Source organism: Gordonia paraffinivorans NBRC 108238 (assembly GCF_000344155.1).
Lineage (GTDB): Bacteria > Actinomycetota > Actinomycetes > Mycobacteriales > Mycobacteriaceae > Gordonia > Gordonia paraffinivorans.
In genome coordinates, this window is record NZ_BAOQ01000057.1 from 1 (window position 1) to 17,641 (window position 17,641).

Here is a 17,641-nt window from a genome sequence, read left to right on the forward strand (position 1 = left end):
CTAGACTCGGCGCCATGGCATCGGTCTTCAGCATGATCATCAACGGCGATCTCCCGGGACGGTTCGTCTGGAAGGACGAGCAGGCCGTCGCGTTCCTCACCATCGAGCCCGTCACCCCCGGCCACGTGCTGGTGGTGCCGCGCGAGGAGGTCGATCACTGGGAGCAGCTCGATCCGGCGCTCTTCGCGCACCTCAGCGGCGTGGCGCAGAAGTGCGGCAAGGCCGTCAAGAAGGCGTTCGACGCGCCGCGCATCGGTCTGCTGATCGCCGGCCTCGAGGTGCCGCACGTGCACATCCACGTCTTCCAGGGCCTGTCGCTGGAGACCTTCGACCTCGCCAACGCGAACAAGAACGCCAAGCCCGAGGACCTCGACGCGGCCGCCGAGAAGATCCGCGGCGCACTGCGCGAGCTCGGCTTCGGCGAGCACGTCGCGGACTGACCCACTGCAAACCCACCCCTTTTCGACATATCCACCCGCACCTCGAGTGGTGGGTCTGTCCAAAGAGGGTGGGTTTACGCGTGTTTCAGACCGTCCGGTGGATCAGCAACGGCAGCACCGCGGTCGCGCCCGCCTCGCGCAATGACGCCGCGGCGAGGGTGATCGGCCAGCCCGACGAATTGGCGTCGACCACCAGTAGGACGTTCTGCCCGGTGACGTCGGGCGGGTCGCCGAGGTGGTCGCGCCAGTAGGCGGCCTCGACCGCGCCGGTAACATCGGTGGGCGGGTCGCCGAGCTGCACGGGGTATGTTCCGCCGCCGCGTTTGCCGACCGTGCGGAGATGATCGGCCAGGGTCTCCGCGAGGGTTGTCCCGGTCAGCCGCAGGGACACGATGACGTCGGCGCGGATGCCGGTCTCCCGGACCCAGGCGGACAGCGTCGCGACCGCCGCATCGCCCAGTTCGGCGAGTGCGCGTTCATCGCCGCCGCGCGCCGCGGCGAGCACCTCGACCCATTCCGGGGCGTCGGCGTGGGCGAGGACCCGTCCGGGCTCGGCCTTGAGGTCTGCGGGAATTCTTCCGCGACGCCCGAAGTCGCCACCCGGCCACATCTTCCGGGGTTCAAGGACCTGGGCTTTGCGGCGCAGCGTCGCGGTGATGGTGCGGACCACCTCGTCGTCGACGGAGTCGGGCAGGCCCTCGCTGAGCCGGCCGCGGCACACCGAGCAGCGGCCGCAGTCGGCGGCATCCGGGTCGTCGAGGGATTCGGTGAGCAGCCGCATCAGGCAGGTGCGTCCGGCGATGTAGTCGCGCATGATGTCGGCTTCGCGGCGCCGGACGGCGAGGATGCCTTCGTAGTGGGCGGCGTTGTAGGTCCAGGGACGGCCGGTGGCGATCCAACCGTCGGGGGTGCGGTCGGTGCCGCCGTCGACGGCGAGTTGCTTGAGCATCAGCTCGATCCGGGTGCGCCGGAACCGGGTCGCGGCCTCGAGCTGGACGACGGACTGGGGTTCGCCGGCCTCCTCGAGTGCGGCGAGCAGATCGCGCATCTTGTTCGGGTCGGGGATGGTCGCCGTCGCGAAGTGCTCCCAGATGCGGTCGTCGGTCTGTGACGCCAGCAGCATCACCACCGCGTTGTCGAGTGCGCGGCCGGCACGGCCGACCTGCTGGTAGTAGGACACCGGCGACGGCGGCGAGCCGACGTGCACGACGAATCCGAGATCGGGTTTGTCGTATCCCATGCCGAGCGCGGATGTCGCGACGAGGGCCTTGACCTTGTTGTGCAGCAACGCATCTTCGAGTTCGTGGCGACGGTCGGCGTCGAGTTGGCCGGTGTAGGCGGCGACGGCCGGCTCGTCGCCGTGGACGGCGCGGATGGCCCCGACGAGGCGGTCGGCGTCGGCGACGGTGAGCACGTACACGATGCCCGAACCCGGAAGGTGGGGGAGCGCTTGTGCCACCCAGCCGTACCGCTGCACCGGGGACAGTCCGTCGAGAACGTTGAGGTGCAACGACTTGCGGGCCAGTGGCCCGCGCAGGACGACTGTCGGCGCGTCGGAACCGGAGTCGAGCTGCGCTGCGACGTCCTCGGTGACACGCGCATTCGCGGTCGCGGTGGTCGCCAGGACCGGCGTCGTCGGGTTGACCGCGCGCAGCATGTCCGCGACGCGCCGGTAGTCCGGCCGGAAGTCGTGGCCCCAGTCGGAGACCGCGTGCGCCTCGTCGATCACCAATAGCCCGAGATTGCCGGCCAGTGCGTCGAGCACCCGGCGGCCGAACCCCGGGTTGGCCAGCCGCTCCGGCGACACCAGCAGCACGTCGAGGTCTCCCGACGCCAACTGTGCCTCGATGGCCGACCACTCCTCGACATTCGACGAGTTCAGCGTCGCCGCCGACAGCCCACCGCGTCCGGCGGCGGCGACCTGATCGCGCATCAGCGACAGCAGCGGGGACACGATCAGCGTCGGACCGCCCCCGCCCGCTCGGATGATCGAGGTCGCCGACCAGTACACCGCCGATTTGCCCCACCCCGTTGCCTGTACCACCAGCACCCGCGCGCCGGCGGCGCCGGGTTCGCCGCCGACCAGCGCGGTGACCGCACGGAGCTGGTCCTCGCGTAGCTGCGCCCCCTCACCCGCCAGGCTGGTGATCACGCGGTTCGCGGCGGTCAGCTGGTCGGGTGTGAGGGTGGCGGCCATGAGCCCAATGTAGTGGTGGCTGCCGACACCGCAGGTGAGGCCGTGCACAGACCACGGATCGGTTCACAGGAACCTCCCAGCGGGATTCCAGACGTGCGGGAGGCTCGGGTCCGATCGTGGTCGTCATGATCCTGCAAGCACCCCCAGCCCGAACGGCGCAGGTGTACACACTCGCCGACAGTTCGGATCCCGAGCCGGTCCTCGACATCGTCGTACCCGTCTACAACGAGCAGGCCGACGTCGCGTCGTCGGTCCGCCGGCTGGCCGACCATCTCCGGCGTCACGTGCCGTACGCGGCGCGCATCACCGTCGCCGACAACGCCAGCACCGACGACACCCTCGCGATCTCCGTCGGACTGGTCGACGAGGTGGACGGTCTGCGCGCGGTGCACCTGAAGGAGAAGGGGCGGGGCCGCGCGCTCAACGCGGTCTGGCAGCACAGCGACGCCGAGATCGTCGCCTACTGCGACGTCGATCTCTCCACGGACCTCAACGCGCTGATGCCGCTCATCGCCCCGCTGGTGTCGAAGCACTCCGACATTGCGATCGGCACCCGGCTGAGCCGGTCGTCGCGGGTGGTGCGCGGGCCGAAGCGGGAGTTCATCTCGCGGTCCTACAACCTCATACTGCGAACGGCCATGGGCGCCAGGTTCTCCGACGCCCAGTGCGGGTTCAAGGCGATGCGCACCGACATCGCCCGCCGGGTGCTGCCGTTCGTCGCCGACACGGGGTGGTTCTTCGACACCGAACTGCTCGTCCTCGCCGAGCAGATCGGGCTGCGGATCGCGGAGGTCCCGGTGGACTGGGTCGATGACCCGGACAGCACAGTGGACATCGTGCCCACCGCCATTGCCGATCTGAAGGGATGTGCTCGAGTCGGTCTCGCACTCGCGATGGGTCGGCTGCCGATCGCCGAACTGCGAGCGTCCATCGGACGCGACCGCGCTGCGGGTCCCCGGATCGACGGTGTGCCCATGGGATTGGTCGGACAGCTCGCCCGGTTCTGTGTGGTGGGCGTGGCGTCGACGATCGCCTTCGCGGTGCTCTTCCTGGCGCTGCACTCCTTCCTCGGGGCGCAGGCGTCGAATCTCGTGGCGCTCGCGATCACCGCGGTCCTCAACACCGCGGTCAACCGTCGCTTCAGTTTCGGTATCTGCGGCCGTGACAATGCCCTGCGCCATCAGCTCTTCGGCCTGGCGGTCTTCGTCTTCGGCTGGCTGATGACCGCGGGATCGCTTCTGCTGCTGCACTCGGTGGCCCCGGAAGCCACCAAACAGATCGAACTCATCGTCCTGGTGATCGCGAACCTGGTGGCCACGCTCATCCGATTCGTCGGTCTCCGTTGGGTGTTTCGTAGGACGTCCGCACACAACATGGAGATCGCCGCATGACAACGACATCCACCGTCGCCCCCCCGCACACACCGCCCGCGGCGCCCGAGGTGGTCGAGTCCGACAGCGGTGCGTCGAAAAACACACTCTGGGGACACCTCTCGGTGTTCGTGCTGCTGATCGGCACGGCTGTCCTCTACCTATGGAACCTGTCGATCAACGGTTGGGCCAACTCCTTCTACTCGGCGGCCATCCAGGCCGGATCGGAGTCGTGGAAGGCCTGGTTCTTCGGGTCGAGTGACATGGCGAACTCGATCACCGTCGACAAACCGCCTGCCTCCCTGTGGATTCCGGGTCTGAGCGCCCGGATCTTCGGCGTGAACTCGTGGTCGATCCTCGTCCCCGAGGCGCTGATGGGGGTGGCGTCGGTGGCACTGCTGTACCTGATCACGCGCAAGTACTTCGGTCACTGGGCGGGCGTTCTGGCGGGTGTGGTGCTGGCACTGACCCCGGTCGCGGCGATGATGTTCCGCTTCGACAACCCCGAGGCGCTCCTCATCCTGCTGATGATCGGCGCGGTCTGGTCGCTGATGAAGGCCGTCGAGGACGGCCGGTGGCGCTGGCTGATCCTCACCGGCGTGTTCGTCGGCTTCGGCTTCCTGACCAAGCAGCTGCAGGTGATGCTGATCGTGCCCGCACTGTCGGTCACGTACCTGGCGTTCGGCCCCCGGGGCTGGGGACGCCGGCTCGGGCAGCTCTTCGCGGCGCTCGGCGCGATGATCGTGAGCGCCGGCTGGTGGATCCTGACCGTCGAACTGTGGCCTGCATCGTCGCGGCCGTACATCGGTGGCTCGCAGAACAATTCGATCCTCGAACTCACGCTCGGCTACAACGGTTTCGGACGCCTCAACGGCAACGAGACCGGCGCGGTGGTCCCCGGCCGGGGTATGCGCGAGGGCATGACCGAGATGCCGGGCCCCGGTGGTCCCGGCGGGCCCGGCGGCGGTGGTGCGTGGGGTCAGACCGGGTGGCTGCGGATGTTCGAGCCCGCGCAGGGCGGCCAGATCGCCTGGTTGATCCCGACCGGCCTGGTGCTCGCCGTCGTCGCCCTGGTACTGATCGGCAAGGCCCGGCGGACCGAGCCGCGTCGTGCGTACCTGGTGGTGTGGGGTCTGTGGCTGCTGGTCACCATGGGTGTCTTCAGCTTCATGGCCGGGATCTTCCACGAGTACTACACCGCGGCACTCGCCCCAGCGGTCGCCGCACTCGTCGCCGGTGGAGCAGCGGTCTGCTGGTCGCGTCGCGACCGACTGTGGGTGCGCATCGCACTCGGCGCAACGGTGTGGATCGCCGCGATCTGGGGCTTCGTCCTGCTGAACCGGACCCCGGACTTCTTGCCGTGGCTGCGGTTCGTGGTCCTCGTCGTCGGCCTCCTCGCCGGTGCGGCGTTGGTGTTCGCCACCGTGCACGGCGTCGCGGCCGTTGCCGTCGCCGGTGCGATCGTCGCCGGACTCGCGGGTCCGCTGGCCTACACGATCGACACGATCACCACCGAGAAGAGCGGTTCCATCATCACCGCCGGACCGCGCGTCGAGGGCGGCTTCGGGCCGGGTGGCCGTGGTGGACCGGGTGGCCCCGGCCGCGGCGGACCTGACGGTCGCGGGATACCCGGTGGCTTCCCCGGCGGCCCGGCGGGACAGGGGATGCCGGGTGGCTTCCCCGGCGCGCCCGGGCAGACGATGCCCGACGGCCGGGACATGCCCGGAAGCCAGGAGATTCCCGGCGGTCGCGGTGGCGACGGCGGTGCCGGTGGGCTGTTACGCGGTTCGACGCCGACGGTTGCGGTCGTCGAGAAGCTGAACGACGGCGCGGACGAGTACACCTGGGTCGCCGCGGCGATCGGGTCGAACTCGGCGTCGGGCTACCAGCTCGAGACCGGCCACTCGGTGATGCCGATCGGCGGGTTCAACGGCAGCGATCCGTCCCCGACCCTCGCCGAGTTCCAGAAGCTGGTCGCCGAGAAGAGGATCCATTGGTTCCTCGGTGGCGGACCCGGGATGGGTGGAGACGGCATGGGTACCGACTCCGAACGCCCGGCGTCGCAGATCAGCGAGTGGGTCCGGGAGAACTTCACCGTGGTGACGGTCGACGGCGTCACGATGTACGACCTGACCCGGCCGAACACCTGAACCCGGCTGCTCGTCGCGAGCACTGCGAGGGACACATTCACCGGGAAAGCCGAGCTTCCCCGGTGAATGTGCCCACAGCGATCTAGAGTTCACCTTGTGAAACCGGGGGATGACACCACGCACGCCACGACAACCGGAGCGGCGACCGCACGCACACGACCACGACTGGCTCGCATGACCGGGCGCGACCCGCACGAGCAGGGACGGGTGGCGACCGGCCTCGAGCTGTTCTACGACCTCGTCTTCGTCGTCGGGTTCTCCGTCGCGACGGGACTCGCCGGACATCAGCTGGCCGAGGCACACTACACCGCCGCTCTCGTCGGCTTTTTCCTCTGCACCTTCGCGACGATCTGGGCGTGGATCAACTTCGCCTGGTTCGCGTCGGCCTTCGACACCGACGACTGGGTCTTCCGCGTTGTCACGCTCGTCCAGATGATCGGCGTCGCGATCATCGCCGTCGGTATGCCGCCGGTGTTCGACTCGGTGGCCGGCGGCGGTGACATCGACAACCGGGTGATGATCCTCGGTTACGTCGTGATGCGCGTCGGCATGGTGATCCAGTGGCTGCGGGCCGCCGCGGAGAGCGAGCAGTGCCGACGCGCCTGCCTGACCTACGCCGTGGCGATCGTGGTCGCGCAGTTCTGCTGGGTGGCCATCGCGATCGCCCACCTGCCGCTCGGGTCGACCATCGTGGCGATGCTGGTTGCCGGCCTGATCGAGCTGATGGGGCCGGTGATCGCCGAGACCCGTGCCGGCGGCACGCCCTGGCATGCGCACCACATCGCCGAACGCTATTCGCTGCTCACGATCATCACCCTCGGCGAGGGCGTCGTCGGCGTGGTCGCACTACTGAGTGCGCAGGTCGCCGTCGACGGCTGGACCCTCGACACCGCGATCCTCGGCTTCTTCACCATGACCACGACCTTCGCGATGTGGTGGATCTACGCCGCGGTGCCCGTCGGCGAGGCGCTGCACGCCCGACGCGGCAAGTGCTTCCCGTGGGGCTACGGCCACATCGTGCTGTTCATGGCCGCGGTCGGCGTCGGTGTCGGTCTCCACGTCGCCGCGCTGTACCTCGAACACCATGCGGAGATCGACGACCAGATCGTGGCGGCGAGCTTCGCGGTACCGATGGCGGTGTTCTGTCTCGGCGTGGTCGTGATGTACGGCCATCTCCTCGGTTTCGACGCGGTCTCCGTCGTCCAGGCGGGTGTGGTGATCGTCGTGATCGTGGCGTCGATCATCGTGTGCTCGGCCGGTGCGTCGGTGATCGTCGCGCTGGTCGTCGCATCACTGGCTCCGGTGGCGATGGTCATCGTCGACGAGCTGGTCGGGGACGGGCGTCGCGAGCGGGCGCTGGGGGCTCTCCGCGGCGCGTGACGCCCGAGCGTGCCGGTCGTTTAGAGTCTTGTGCGTGCGCGTACTCGTGATCGGCTCGGGCGGCCGCGAACATGCCCTCCTCATCGGCCTCAAGAACGATCCGTCGGTCACCGACCTGCATGTGGCCCCGGGGAACGCGGGCACGTCGGCCATCTCCACGAATCACGCAGTCGACATCGTCTCCGGTGAGGCGGTGGTCGCCCTCGCCCGCAAGATCGGGGCCGACCTGGTCGTGATCGGTCCCGAGGTCCCGCTCGTCGCCGGAGTCGCCGACGCCCTGCGCGAGGCCGGGATCGCCACCTTCGGCCCGAGCGCCAGGGCCGCCCAGATCGAGGGCTCGAAGGCCTTCGCCAAGGACGTCATGGCCGCCGCCGGGGTGCGCACCGCCCACGCCGAGGTCGTCGACAACCCGGCTCATCTCGACGCCGCCCTCGACCGTTTCGGCCCGACCTGGGTGGTCAAGGACGACGGTCTCGCCGCGGGCAAGGGCGTCGTCGTCACCACCGACCGCGACGTCGCGCGCGATCACGCCGCAGAATGCCTCGAATCCGGCCACCCGGTGCTGCTCGAATCCTTCCTCGACGGCCCCGAGGTCTCGCTGTTCTGCCTCGTCGACGGCGAGACGGTGGTGCCCCTGCTGCCCGCGCAGGACCACAAGCGCGTCGGCGACAACGATGCCGGCCCCAACACCGGCGGCATGGGTGCCTACACCCCGCTGCCGTGGCTGCCGGAGGGCATGACCGAGCGCATCGTCGACGAGGTCGTCAAGCCCGTCGCCGCCGAGATGGTCAAGCGCGGCATCCCGTTCTCGGGCCTGCTGTACGCGGGTCTCGCGATCGGCAAGGACGGCCCGGCCGTCGTCGAGTTCAACTGCCGGTTCGGCGATCCCGAGACCCAGGCGGTGCTCGCCCTGCTGAAGTCCCCGCTCGGTGAGGCGCTCTACGCGACCGCGACCGGCAAGCTCGCCGAACTCCCGCCGCTCGAATGGCAGGACGGCGCCGCGGTCACGGTGGTCGTCGCGGCCGAGAACTACCCGGGCAAGCCGCGCACCGGCGACGTCATCGCCGGGGCCGAGGCCGAGGGCGTCCTGCACGCCGGCACCGCCCGCAACGCCGACGGCCAGATCGTCTCCGCGGGCGGCCGCGTCCTCGCGGTCGTCGGGACCGGCGCCGATCTCGCCGAGGCCCGCGCGCAGGCGTACTCCCGCATCGAGAAGATCAAGCTCCCCGGCTCGCACTACCGTTCCGATATCGGTCGCAAGGCGCTCGAGGGGCAGATCAGCATCTAGCCGGCGGGAGGGATGCGGGCCGATCTGAGCCCATCTCTGTTCCTTCTCTCCCCTGTGGACTGGTGGGTCTCGTCCGGCCACGGCGGTGTTAGCGTGTGCGGCGAAACCGAGCGCTTCAACAAGGGGGATGTGGGTGTCTCTCGACCGGTCGCGTGGGCTTCTCCGCGCCGAGCTCGGGGCGTGGTCGGTCCTGTCGGCGACGTTGGTCGTCGCAGGTGCGGGCGTCCTGCTGGGCTGGGGCGAGTTGCCGATGGGGCACGGACAAGATCTGTTTCTCCCGGTGTCGTTCGTCGCCCTGGCGGTCGCCGGCGCCGCGTCGACGATCGCGGGGTGGGCGACCGCGCTGGGGATGCTGCAACTCTCTCCGCAGGAGATCGTGTACCGCGGGCGGTGGCGAGGGTGGTCGGTTCCGTGGTCGTCCGTGGAAGCCGTTGCGACGCTGGATCAGCCGCGCAAGGATTCCGGTGCCCATCTGATGCTCCGGGTCGTGCGTCAGGACCCGCGTCTGGTGAAGGCGGACGAGAGCGACGTCGGGGCCTATGCGACGTACTGGCTGCTCGACTACTACCTCCGGCATCCCGAGCACCGTGACGAGCTGGCCGACCAGCGTGCGGTGGAGAGGCTTCGCTCCGGCGAGGTGATCACCAAGCAGGGGTGGATAAGTCGTGCGTGACGAGATCGCGGCCCTGCCACGCGAGTACCTCCAGGTCCTTCGGGAGCTCGTCGCCGACCCCGAGATCGCGAAGGCGTTGCCGCCGGAGACGGGTTCGCTCGTCGAACAGCAGTGGGCGGTCCGGCAGGCAGCGCGCCATCCGAACCCGAGGGACGCCGCGATGCATCGGTTGTGCACCGACCCGGGGGCCCGGGCGCGTGAGGTCGAGGCACGGACGAACGCGATGGTCGATGACTGGATCGACGACCCGGTCAACAGTCGGGCGCGGATGACCGGAGTTCCTCGTGAGGTGGTCGACGACCTCAGGGCCGCCGCCGAACGCGAACTGTTCGTGGAACTGGCCGACTGGCGTCGCAGGTATCCGGATGTTCCGCTCCTCTGAGACGCTCGCTCAGACCGCCAGGTTCCGCCCGAGGAACTCGACCTGCTCCGGCAGCACGCTGCGCCAGTAGCGGTTGGTGTGACCACCGGCGGCGGTGCCGAATGCGGCGGGCGGCCGTAGACCGGCCGCCCACTGCCGGGTGTAGGTGTAGAACTGATCGCTCGATCCGATGTTGATCAGGACCGGGATCTTCGCGAAGGAGGGCTGCGCCCCGAACAGCGAGTTGGCCTGATAGTCCTCGAGGCCGTCGAACGCGCGCGGCGGGAAGTTGCGGGGATCGGCCCACAGGGCGGGCGAGCTGACGGCGACCGCCGCGACGCGCGGGGCACCGACGAGCGAGGCCAGCCGCAGTGCTCCGTAGCCGCCCATCGACCACCCGAACAGGCCGAACCGCTCCGTGGACAGGTTCAGGTCCGGGTTGTTCGCGAGCATCGGTAGGAACTCGTCGAGGATCATCGCGCCGCCGTCGGCACCGTCGAGACGGCGGTGGTAGTAGTTGCGGCCCACGTCGGCGGCGGCCAGCGCGAACGGCGGGTTTCCGGCGTCGACGTACTGCTGCAGGACCGTCTGCATCTCGAGCTTCGGCCCGAAGATCGTCTTCTCGTTGGTGTTGAGCGCGTGCAGGACCAACACCACGGGCAGCTTGCCGGTCACGCCGTTCGGCCGGGCCACTGCCCAGCGGGTCTCGCGGCCGCCCATCCTGGCCGACTCGAAGCTGCCGGTGATGAGCGGCGGTCCGCCGGTGACCGGGGGCGGTGACGGATCGACGGGCAGCTCGTCGTCGGCGACCCGGCCCTCGAGGTTGCGGGGCTGCACCGAGGTCGCGGAGGAGGAGTCCGAGCATGCGGCGACACCCAGCGCCGCGGCTCCGAGTCCGGCGGCGAGCACGGCTCGTCGACCCACACGCGGGAGATCGCGGTCGGCGGAGACGAGGAGGTGGGGACGGACGCGGGTCATCGAGTCAACAGGGTAATGGGGAACCCGGGCCCGGGTGCAATGCCGAATGCGCCGACGCGCCGACTTGTGAGAAATCTGTCTCTTACTTGACGGTCAGCGAGCCGATCGCCTTGCGCAGCAGTTCGCCGGCGCCCGCCGCGACCTCGGGCAGGCCGGGGGCGTCGGTCACGGCCACCATCACGTCCGGATTCATCGCCTCGACGATGACCGAGCCCTCGTGCTCGGGGTCGTCGCGCACGACCACGTTGCAGGGCAACAGCAGGCCGATCTGCCGATCGACGCCGAGCGCGCGATGGGCGAACTGCGGGTTGCAGGCCCCGAGGATGAGGTAGTTCTCCATGTCCTCGTCGAGCTTCTTCTTCAGGGTCGCCGTGACATCGATCTCGGTGAGCACGCCGAAGCCGACCTCGCCCAGGGCTTCCCTGGTCCGTGCGACCGCATCGTCGAAGGTGGTCTGCAGGGTGGTGCGGTATCCGAGTTCCATGGCGTCCTCTCGTGTCGGCACGTGGCCGGCCGCGACGGCCGGATACGCGCCCATCATACCCCTAGGGGTATCCGGGGAAGCCGGGTTTCGGCACGTGGTGCGCAACATCGCGACGTCCGGATCACGAGCGCTCGAGGAGGTGGCTCTGCGTCTCGAGTGCCGTGTCACCTGTTCGCGTATGAAATCGGCAGCGGGTGTATGGCTTTGGCCAAAAGCAGTACGGCCCCACGGACGCCTTTGGCAGCATGAACCACATGATGACGTCAGCGGCGACCCCCAAGGGGGCGCGACGGCGGTCTCGACTCATCGAGGCAGCCGGCGAGTTGCTGCTCGAGGGCGGATTCGACGCCGTACGTCATCGCGCCGTCGCCGAACGGGCGCAGCTCCCGCTCGCGTCGACGACGTACTACTTCGAATCCCTCGACGACCTGATGGCCGAGGCCGCGGCGAGTGTGTGCGAACACGACGAGGCCGCAATCACCGAGCGCGCCAAGGCCCTTCCACGACGGCGGCGCGGGACCAACGCCACCGCGACGGCGCTCGCCGAGGTCTTCGTCGGCGCGGACACCACGATCAAGCAGCTGTCCGCGCGCTACGAGATGATCGCGCTGTCGGCGCGCTACCCGCAGTTGCGGGAGGTCGTGACCAGGCGGTGGCGATCGCTGTCGACGTGCCACATGGACGTGTTGTCCAAGTCCGGTCGCATCGCCGACCCGGCTCACGTCGCGCAACTGATCGGCATCGAGGACGGCGCGATCGTGGGGGCTCTCGGGCAGACCGCGATCCGACCCGTCGACGCGGTGCACGACGCCCTGCTCGACGTCGTCGACGTCCTCGCGCCCAGAGAGTGAAAACGGCCACGCGGACCGGCGGTTGATGCCACGATGGCCGTCAGTCCAGGAGAACGGAAAGGGGAGACGATGTCCGGGGGTGCGGTCGGGGTGCGCAGGTTGGGCAGGCGGTGTGCCGGGATCATCGCCGCTCTCGCAGCAGGCGGCGCCACGGCGACGCTGCTCGCCGCGCCGGCCGCGCGGGCGGCACCCTCCGGTCCCGTCGACGCGGGCGTCCCGCTGTCGTCGGCCGTCTACGGCACCAACTGCACGTATCCGCTGACCGTCCCGGTCAACTCGTCGGGCTGGGTGACGTTCTGGGAGATCAAGCCCGGCCTGCCGCCCCGCTTCATCGGTCGCGACCTGCCCTCCGGCGCACTGGCCTCGGTGACGTGGGTGCCGCGGCGGATCGGGGACAAATACCTCGTCGCGGTGCAGAACGGCCAGGCGTCCAAACCGACGCCGGTGCGCGTGCGCCAGGGCCACGGCTCAGGCGGCGCGTGCATCGCGTTCTGATCCTCGCCGGCGTCTCGCCAGCGGCGGGATTCGGGAACACAAGGGTCGGCGACCTACACTGATCGGGTGTCGAAGCCCGCCATCTCCAACGTCCTGGCCAGCCGCTACGCCTCTGCCGACCTTGCTCGGCTGTGGTCGCCCACCACCAAGATCGAGCTCGAGCGGCGACTGTGGATCGCCGTGCTGAAGGCGCAGCGCGACCTGGGCATCGACGTCCCGGAAGACGCCATCGCCGACTACGAACGCGTCGTCGACCAGGTCGACCTGGAGTCCATCGCCGAGCGGGAGCGGGTGACCCGGCACGACGTGAAGGCCCGCATCGAGGAGTTCAACGCCCTCGCCGGCCACGAGCAGATCCACAAGGGCATGACCAGCCGCGACCTCACCGAGAACGTGGAGCAGCTGCAGGTCCTCCGCTCGCTGGAGCACGTGCACGCGCACGGCGTCGCACTCCTGGCACGCATCGTCGAACGCGCCGCCCAGTACTCGACGCTGGTGATGGCCGGCCGCAGCCACAACGTCGCCGCGCAGGCCACGACCCTGGGCAAGCGCTTCGCCTCGGCGGCCGACGAGCTGATGATCGCGCTCACCCGCCTGCGCGAGCTGATCGACCGCTACCCGCTGCGCGGCATCAAGGGCCCGATGGGCACCTCGCAGGACATGCTCGACCTCCTCGGCGGCGATGCCACCAAGCTCGCCGAACTCGAGTCGCGTGTCGCCGAGCACCTCGGCTTCGCGCGGACGTTCACCTCGGTCGGACAGATCTACCCGCGCTCGCTCGACCACGACGTCCTCTCGGCACTCGTCCAGGTGGCCGCGGCGCCGTCGTCCCTGGCCACCACCATCCGCCTGATGGCCGGCCACGAGCTGGTCACCGAGGGCTTCCAGCCCGGCCAGGTCGGCAGCTCGGCGATGCCGCACAAGATGAACACCCGCAGCTGCGAACGCGTCAACGGTCTCGCCGTCGTCCTGCGCGGCTACGCCTCGATGGCCGCCGAGCTCGCCGGCGCCCAGTGGAACGAGGGCGACGTCTTCTGCTCGGTGGTTCGCCGCGTGGCCCTGCCCGACGCCTTCTTCGCCATCGACGGCCTGATGGAGACCTTCCTGACGGTCCTCGCCGAGTTCGGCGCCTACCCCGCGGTCATCGCCAACGAGCTCGACCGCTACCTGCCGTTCCTGGCGACCACCAAGGTCCTGATGGCCGCCGTGCAGGCCGGTGTCGGCCGCGAGACCGCGCACGAGGCGATCAAGGAGAACGCGGTCACCGTGGCGCTCGCCATGCGGGAGGAGGGTCGCGAACCCGACCTGCTCGATCGCCTCGCCGCCGACGACCGCATCCCGCTCGACCGTGCCGCGCTCGACGAGCTGATCGCCGACAAGTCGGTGTTCATCGGCGCCGCCGAGCAGCAGGTCGCCGACGTCATCGCCGCCGCACAGCAGATCGTCGACGAGTACCCGGAGGCCGCGGCCTACACGCCCGCCCCGATCCTGTAGGCGCCTACTCCGACCCTCGGTCCGCGTGCCCGAGCCGCCAGTCCGGCAGCGCGATGTCGCGCACCCGGCGCTTGAGCTCGGGCGCGTCGGGGAAGCCGCCGTCGCGCTTGCGCTCCCAGATCAGGGTCCCGTCGACGTCGATGTGGAACACGCCGCCGGTGCCCGGGACCAGCGTCACCGAGCCGAGTTCGGTGCCGAAGGTGTTGAGCAGTTCCGAGGCCATCCACGATGCCCGCAGCAGCCAGTTGCACTGGGTGCAGTAGGTGATCGTGATGTGCGGGCCGTGGTCGGGTTGCTCGAGGGACTGCGACATGGGTCCAAGGATCGCAGATCCCCGACGACGCTCGGGCGAGCCACGCCTCCCTGCCGTCCCACGGCGCGACCAGAACCTCTAGGGTCGTGTGCATGCGTCCTGAACTGCAGTCCTACCGGCATCTGGCGTCGGGGAAGGTCCGCGAGATCTACGAGATCGACGCCGACACCCTGCTGCTGGTCGCCACCGACCGGATCTCCGCCTACGACCACATCCTGAGCCCGGCCATCGGCGACAAGGGCCGGATCCTCACGGCGATGAGCTTCTTCTGGTTCGACGTCCTCGGCGTGCCCAACCACCTGGCGGGCGGCCCGACCGACGAGCGCATCCCCGCCGAGGTCGTCGGCCGCTCCATGGTGGTGCGCCGGCTGCCGATGGTGCAGGTCGAGTGCGTCGCCCGCGGCTACCTGACCGGCTCCGGCCTCGCCGACTACCAGGCCACCGGTTCGGTGTGCGGGGTGGCGCTGCCGCCGGGGCTCACCGAGGCGTCCAAGCTGCCCGAGCCGATCTTCACCCCGGCCACCAAGGCGGCGCAGGGCGACCACGACGAGAACATCAGCTTCGAGCGCGTCGTCGAGCAGGAGGGTGCCGAGCGGGCCGAGGCCCTGCGCGCCGCGACCCTCGACATCTACAGCCGCGGTGCGACGCTGGCCGCCGAGCGCGGGATCATCCTCGCCGACACCAAGTTCGAGTTCGGACTCGGCGACAACGGCGAACTCGTGCTCGCCGACGAGGTGCTGACGCCGGACTCGTCGCGCTACTGGGAGGCCGCCACCTACGAGCCGGGCAAGGTGCAGCCGAGCTTCGACAAGCAGATCGTGCGGAATTGGCTCACCGGTCCCGAATCCGGTTGGGACAAGGCCTCCGACACCCCGCCGCCGCTTCTGCCCGACGACGTCGTCGAGCGCACCCGGGCGCGCTACATCGAGGCCTACGAATGGATCACGCAGAAGTCCTTCGACGAGTGGCCGGATGCGGAGGTGGGCGCGTGACCTCCGAGCGTCAGGACATGAAGCCGCCGGTCGCCAAGAAGGTCCCCACCGAACGCACCCACCACGGCGACACCTTCGTCGACGACTACGAATGGTTGCGCGACAAGGACGATCCGGAGGTGCGCGCCTGGCTCGAGGCGCAGAACGCCTACACCGAGGCGCACACGGCGCACCTGGCCGACCTGCGCAAGCAGATCTTCGACGAGATCAAGAGCCGCACCAAGGAAACCGACATGTCGGTGCCCATCCGGCGCGGCCGGTTCTGGTATTTCGCCCGGACCCAGGAGGGCAAGCAGTACTCGATCTCGTGCCGCTGCCCGATCCGCTCGGAGGACGACTGGACCCCGCCGAAGGTCGACGACGGCGTCGAGCTCCCGGGCGAGGAGGTCCTGCTCGACAGCAATGCCGAGGCGGAGGGCCATGACTTCTTCAGCCTCGGGGCGCTGACGGTGAGCGACGACGGCAACTGGCTCGCCTACAGCACCGACGTCGTCGGCGACGAGCGATACACGTTGCGCATCAAGGATCTTCGCACCGGCGAGCTCCTCGACGACGTGGTCACCGACACCTCCGGCGGGGCGGTGTGGTCGGCCGATGCCAAGCACATCTTCTACACGACCGTCGACGCCGCGTGGCGGCCGGACACGGTGTGGCGTCACGACGTGGGTGCGGGGACCGAGGACGTGAAGGTATTCCACGAGCCCGACGAGCGCTTCTGGGTCGGGATGGGGACCACCCGCAGCGACAAGTACCTCGTCATCGGCGTCGGTTCCAAGATCACCTCGGAGAGCTACGTCCTGGAGGCCGACAACCCGACCGGCGAGTTCCGCAGTGTCGCGCCGCGCGTGGACGGCGTCGAGTACAGCCTCGAGCACGCCGTCATCGGCGGCGAGGACTACTTCGTCATCGTGCACAACGGGGTCGTCGACGGGCAGAAGGCGGAGAACTTCGCCGTCGACATCGCCCCGGTCGGTGATCCGTCGGACCGTCGCCCGCTGATCGCGCACGATCCGGCCCGTCGCATCGAGGACCTCGACGCCTTCGCCGACTACCTGGTGCTGTCGTACCGGCGGGATGCCCTGCCGCGCCTGGCCATCGCCGATCTCCGGCAGATCGACGGCATCCCCGCCGAATCGGATTTCCGCGAGGTGGAGTTCACCCAGGAACTCGTCTCCGCCGGTCTCGGGGCCAACCCGGAGTGGAACGCGCCCAACCTGCGGATCGGCTACGGCAGCTTCATCGAACCGGCCGAGCTGTTCGAACTCGACGTCGCGACCGGTGAACGCACGCTGCTCAAGCGGCAGCCGGTGCTCGGCGGGTACGACCCGGCCGATTACGTCCAGTCCCGCGAGTGGGCGACCGCCGAGGACGGCACCCGGATCCCGCTGTCCATCGTGCGGCGCAAGGAGACCGACGCGAACCGGCCGGCGCCGTTGCTGCTCTACGGCTACGGCTCCTACGAGGCGAGCACGGACCCGTACTTCTCGGTGGCCCGCCTGTCCATGCTCGACCGCGGCATGGTGTTCGTCCTCGCCCACGTCCGGGGCGGCGGCGAGATGGGGCGGTACTGGTACGAGGACGGCAAGGAACTCAACAAGAAGAACACCTTCACCGACTTCGTCGCGGCCGGACGGTATCTCGTGGAGACCGGCTGGACCACCCCGCGGCAGATGGTCGCCGAGGGCGGTTCGGCGGGCGGCTTGCTCGTGGGTGCGGTCGCCAACCTCGCGCCGGAGCTGTTCAACGGCATCCTGGCCGCGGTGCCCTTCGTGGACGCGCTGAACTCGATCCTCGACCCGTCGCTGCCGCTGACGGTCATCGAGTGGGACGAGTGGGGCGACCCCCTACACGATCCGAAGGTCTACGAGTACATGAAGACCTACACGCCGTACGAGAACGTGGAGGCGAAGCCGTACCCGCCGATCCTGGCGCTCACCTCGCTCAACGACACCCGCGTGCTCTACGTCGAGGCGGCGAAATGGGTTGCCCGGCTTCAGGAGAAGTCGACCTCGGGCAATCCGATCCTGCTGAAGACGGAGATGTCGGCCGGTCACGGCGGCGTCAGCGGCCGCTACAAGCAGTGGGAAGAGGTCGCCTTCGAGATCGCCTGGATCCTGCAGCAGTCCGGCGCGCTCGAGAACTGATCCGCACAGCGAAGAGCCCCACCGACCCGAA

Annotated in this window: 16 protein-coding genes; 12 read left to right on the top strand and 4 right to left on the bottom strand. The window is 69.2% G+C overall.

Going from position 1 to position 17,641, the window contains the following annotated elements:
* Positions 1–14: 14 nt before the first annotated feature.
* A complete protein-coding gene (locus GP2_RS19875) occupies positions 15–440 on the top strand; it encodes an HIT family protein (protein ID WP_006902419.1) in 426 nt (141 codons plus the stop codon).
* Positions 441–525: 85 nt separating this feature from the next.
* Here the strand turns inward: GP2_RS19875 and GP2_RS19880 are convergent, their stop codons facing one another.
* Positions 526–2,637: a RecQ family ATP-dependent DNA helicase gene (locus tag GP2_RS19880; protein ID WP_040527570.1), complete on the bottom strand. Its 2,112-nt coding sequence runs from the start codon at positions 2,635–2,637 to the stop codon at positions 526–528.
* A 125-nt stretch (positions 2,638–2,762) separates the two neighbouring features.
* On the opposite strand from GP2_RS19880, the gene GP2_RS19885 reads away from it, so the two are divergent.
* The 6 genes from GP2_RS19885 to GP2_RS19910 all read left to right on the top strand — a co-directional run bounded on the left by GP2_RS19885 (position 2,763) and on the right by GP2_RS19910 (position 9,880).
* Positions 2,763–4,028, top strand: a complete 1,266-nt coding sequence (locus GP2_RS19885; protein ID WP_040527571.1) for a bifunctional glycosyltransferase family 2/GtrA family protein — start codon at positions 2,763–2,765, stop codon at positions 4,026–4,028.
* Positions 4,025–6,157: an ArnT family glycosyltransferase gene (locus tag GP2_RS19890; RefSeq protein WP_006902423.1), complete on the top strand. Its 2,133-nt coding sequence runs from the start codon at positions 4,025–4,027 to the stop codon at positions 6,155–6,157. The genes GP2_RS19885 and GP2_RS19890 overlap by 4 nt, the downstream gene beginning before the upstream one ends.
* A 174-nt stretch (positions 6,158–6,331) precedes the next feature.
* A complete protein-coding gene (locus GP2_RS19895) occupies positions 6,332–7,537 on the top strand; it encodes a low temperature requirement protein A (RefSeq protein WP_006902424.1) in 1,206 nt (401 codons plus the stop codon).
* A gap of 34 nt (positions 7,538–7,571) precedes the next feature.
* On the top strand, positions 7,572–8,825 hold the full coding sequence (gene purD, locus GP2_RS19900; protein WP_006902425.1) for a phosphoribosylamine--glycine ligase: 1,254 nt from the start codon (positions 7,572–7,574) through the stop codon (positions 8,823–8,825).
* Between the two features lie 133 nt (positions 8,826–8,958).
* A complete protein-coding gene (locus GP2_RS19905) occupies positions 8,959–9,498 on the top strand; it encodes a hypothetical protein (protein ID WP_006902426.1) in 540 nt (179 codons plus the stop codon).
* Entirely contained in the window at positions 9,491–9,880 is a 390-nt protein-coding gene (locus GP2_RS19910) for a hypothetical protein (protein WP_006902427.1), read from the top strand. The genes GP2_RS19905 and GP2_RS19910 overlap by 8 nt, the downstream gene beginning before the upstream one ends.
* Before the next feature lie 9 nt (positions 9,881–9,889).
* On the opposite strand, the gene GP2_RS19915 is transcribed toward GP2_RS19910, so the two are convergent.
* A complete protein-coding gene (locus tag GP2_RS19915) occupies positions 9,890–10,837 on the bottom strand; it encodes an alpha/beta hydrolase (RefSeq protein ID WP_006902428.1) in 948 nt (315 codons plus the stop codon).
* 82 nt (positions 10,838–10,919) lie between these two features.
* Entirely contained in the window at positions 10,920–11,321 is a 402-nt protein-coding gene (locus GP2_RS19920) for a DUF302 domain-containing protein (protein WP_040527572.1), read from the bottom strand.
* A gap of 257 nt (positions 11,322–11,578) precedes the next feature.
* On the opposite strand from GP2_RS19920, the gene GP2_RS19925 reads away from it, so the two are divergent.
* The 3 genes from GP2_RS19925 (at position 11,579) to purB (ending at position 14,161) form a co-directional block, all read left to right on the top strand.
* Positions 11,579–12,172, top strand: coding sequence for a TetR/AcrR family transcriptional regulator (locus GP2_RS19925; protein ID WP_051997283.1), 594 nt, complete (start codon positions 11,579–11,581; stop codon positions 12,170–12,172).
* A 69-nt stretch (positions 12,173–12,241) separates the two neighbouring features.
* Positions 12,242–12,667 (top strand): hypothetical protein, encoded by a 426-nt coding sequence (locus tag GP2_RS19930; protein WP_006902431.1) that lies wholly within the window; start codon positions 12,242–12,244, stop codon positions 12,665–12,667.
* A gap of 66 nt (positions 12,668–12,733) precedes the next feature.
* Positions 12,734–14,161 (top strand): adenylosuccinate lyase, encoded by a 1,428-nt coding sequence (gene purB / locus GP2_RS19935; protein WP_006902432.1) that lies wholly within the window; start codon positions 12,734–12,736, stop codon positions 14,159–14,161.
* 4 nt (positions 14,162–14,165) lie between these two features.
* Here the strand turns inward: purB and GP2_RS19940 are convergent, their stop codons facing one another.
* A complete protein-coding gene (locus tag GP2_RS19940) occupies positions 14,166–14,474 on the bottom strand; it encodes an Rdx family protein (RefSeq protein WP_006902433.1) in 309 nt (102 codons plus the stop codon).
* Between the two features lie 92 nt (positions 14,475–14,566).
* Here GP2_RS19940 and GP2_RS19945 point away from each other — a divergent pair, with 92 nt between their 5' ends.
* Together GP2_RS19945 and GP2_RS19950 are read left to right on the top strand one after the other, a co-directional pair.
* A complete protein-coding gene (locus tag GP2_RS19945) occupies positions 14,567–15,466 on the top strand; it encodes a phosphoribosylaminoimidazolesuccinocarboxamide synthase (protein ID WP_006902435.1) in 900 nt (299 codons plus the stop codon).
* 17 nt (positions 15,467–15,483) lie between these two features.
* The gene (locus GP2_RS19950) at positions 15,484–17,610 is read left to right on the top strand and encodes a S9 family peptidase (RefSeq protein WP_085950536.1); all 2,127 of its coding nucleotides are present in this window, start codon (positions 15,484–15,486) and stop codon (positions 17,608–17,610) included.
* The last annotated feature ends 31 nt before the right edge of the window (positions 17,611–17,641 follow it).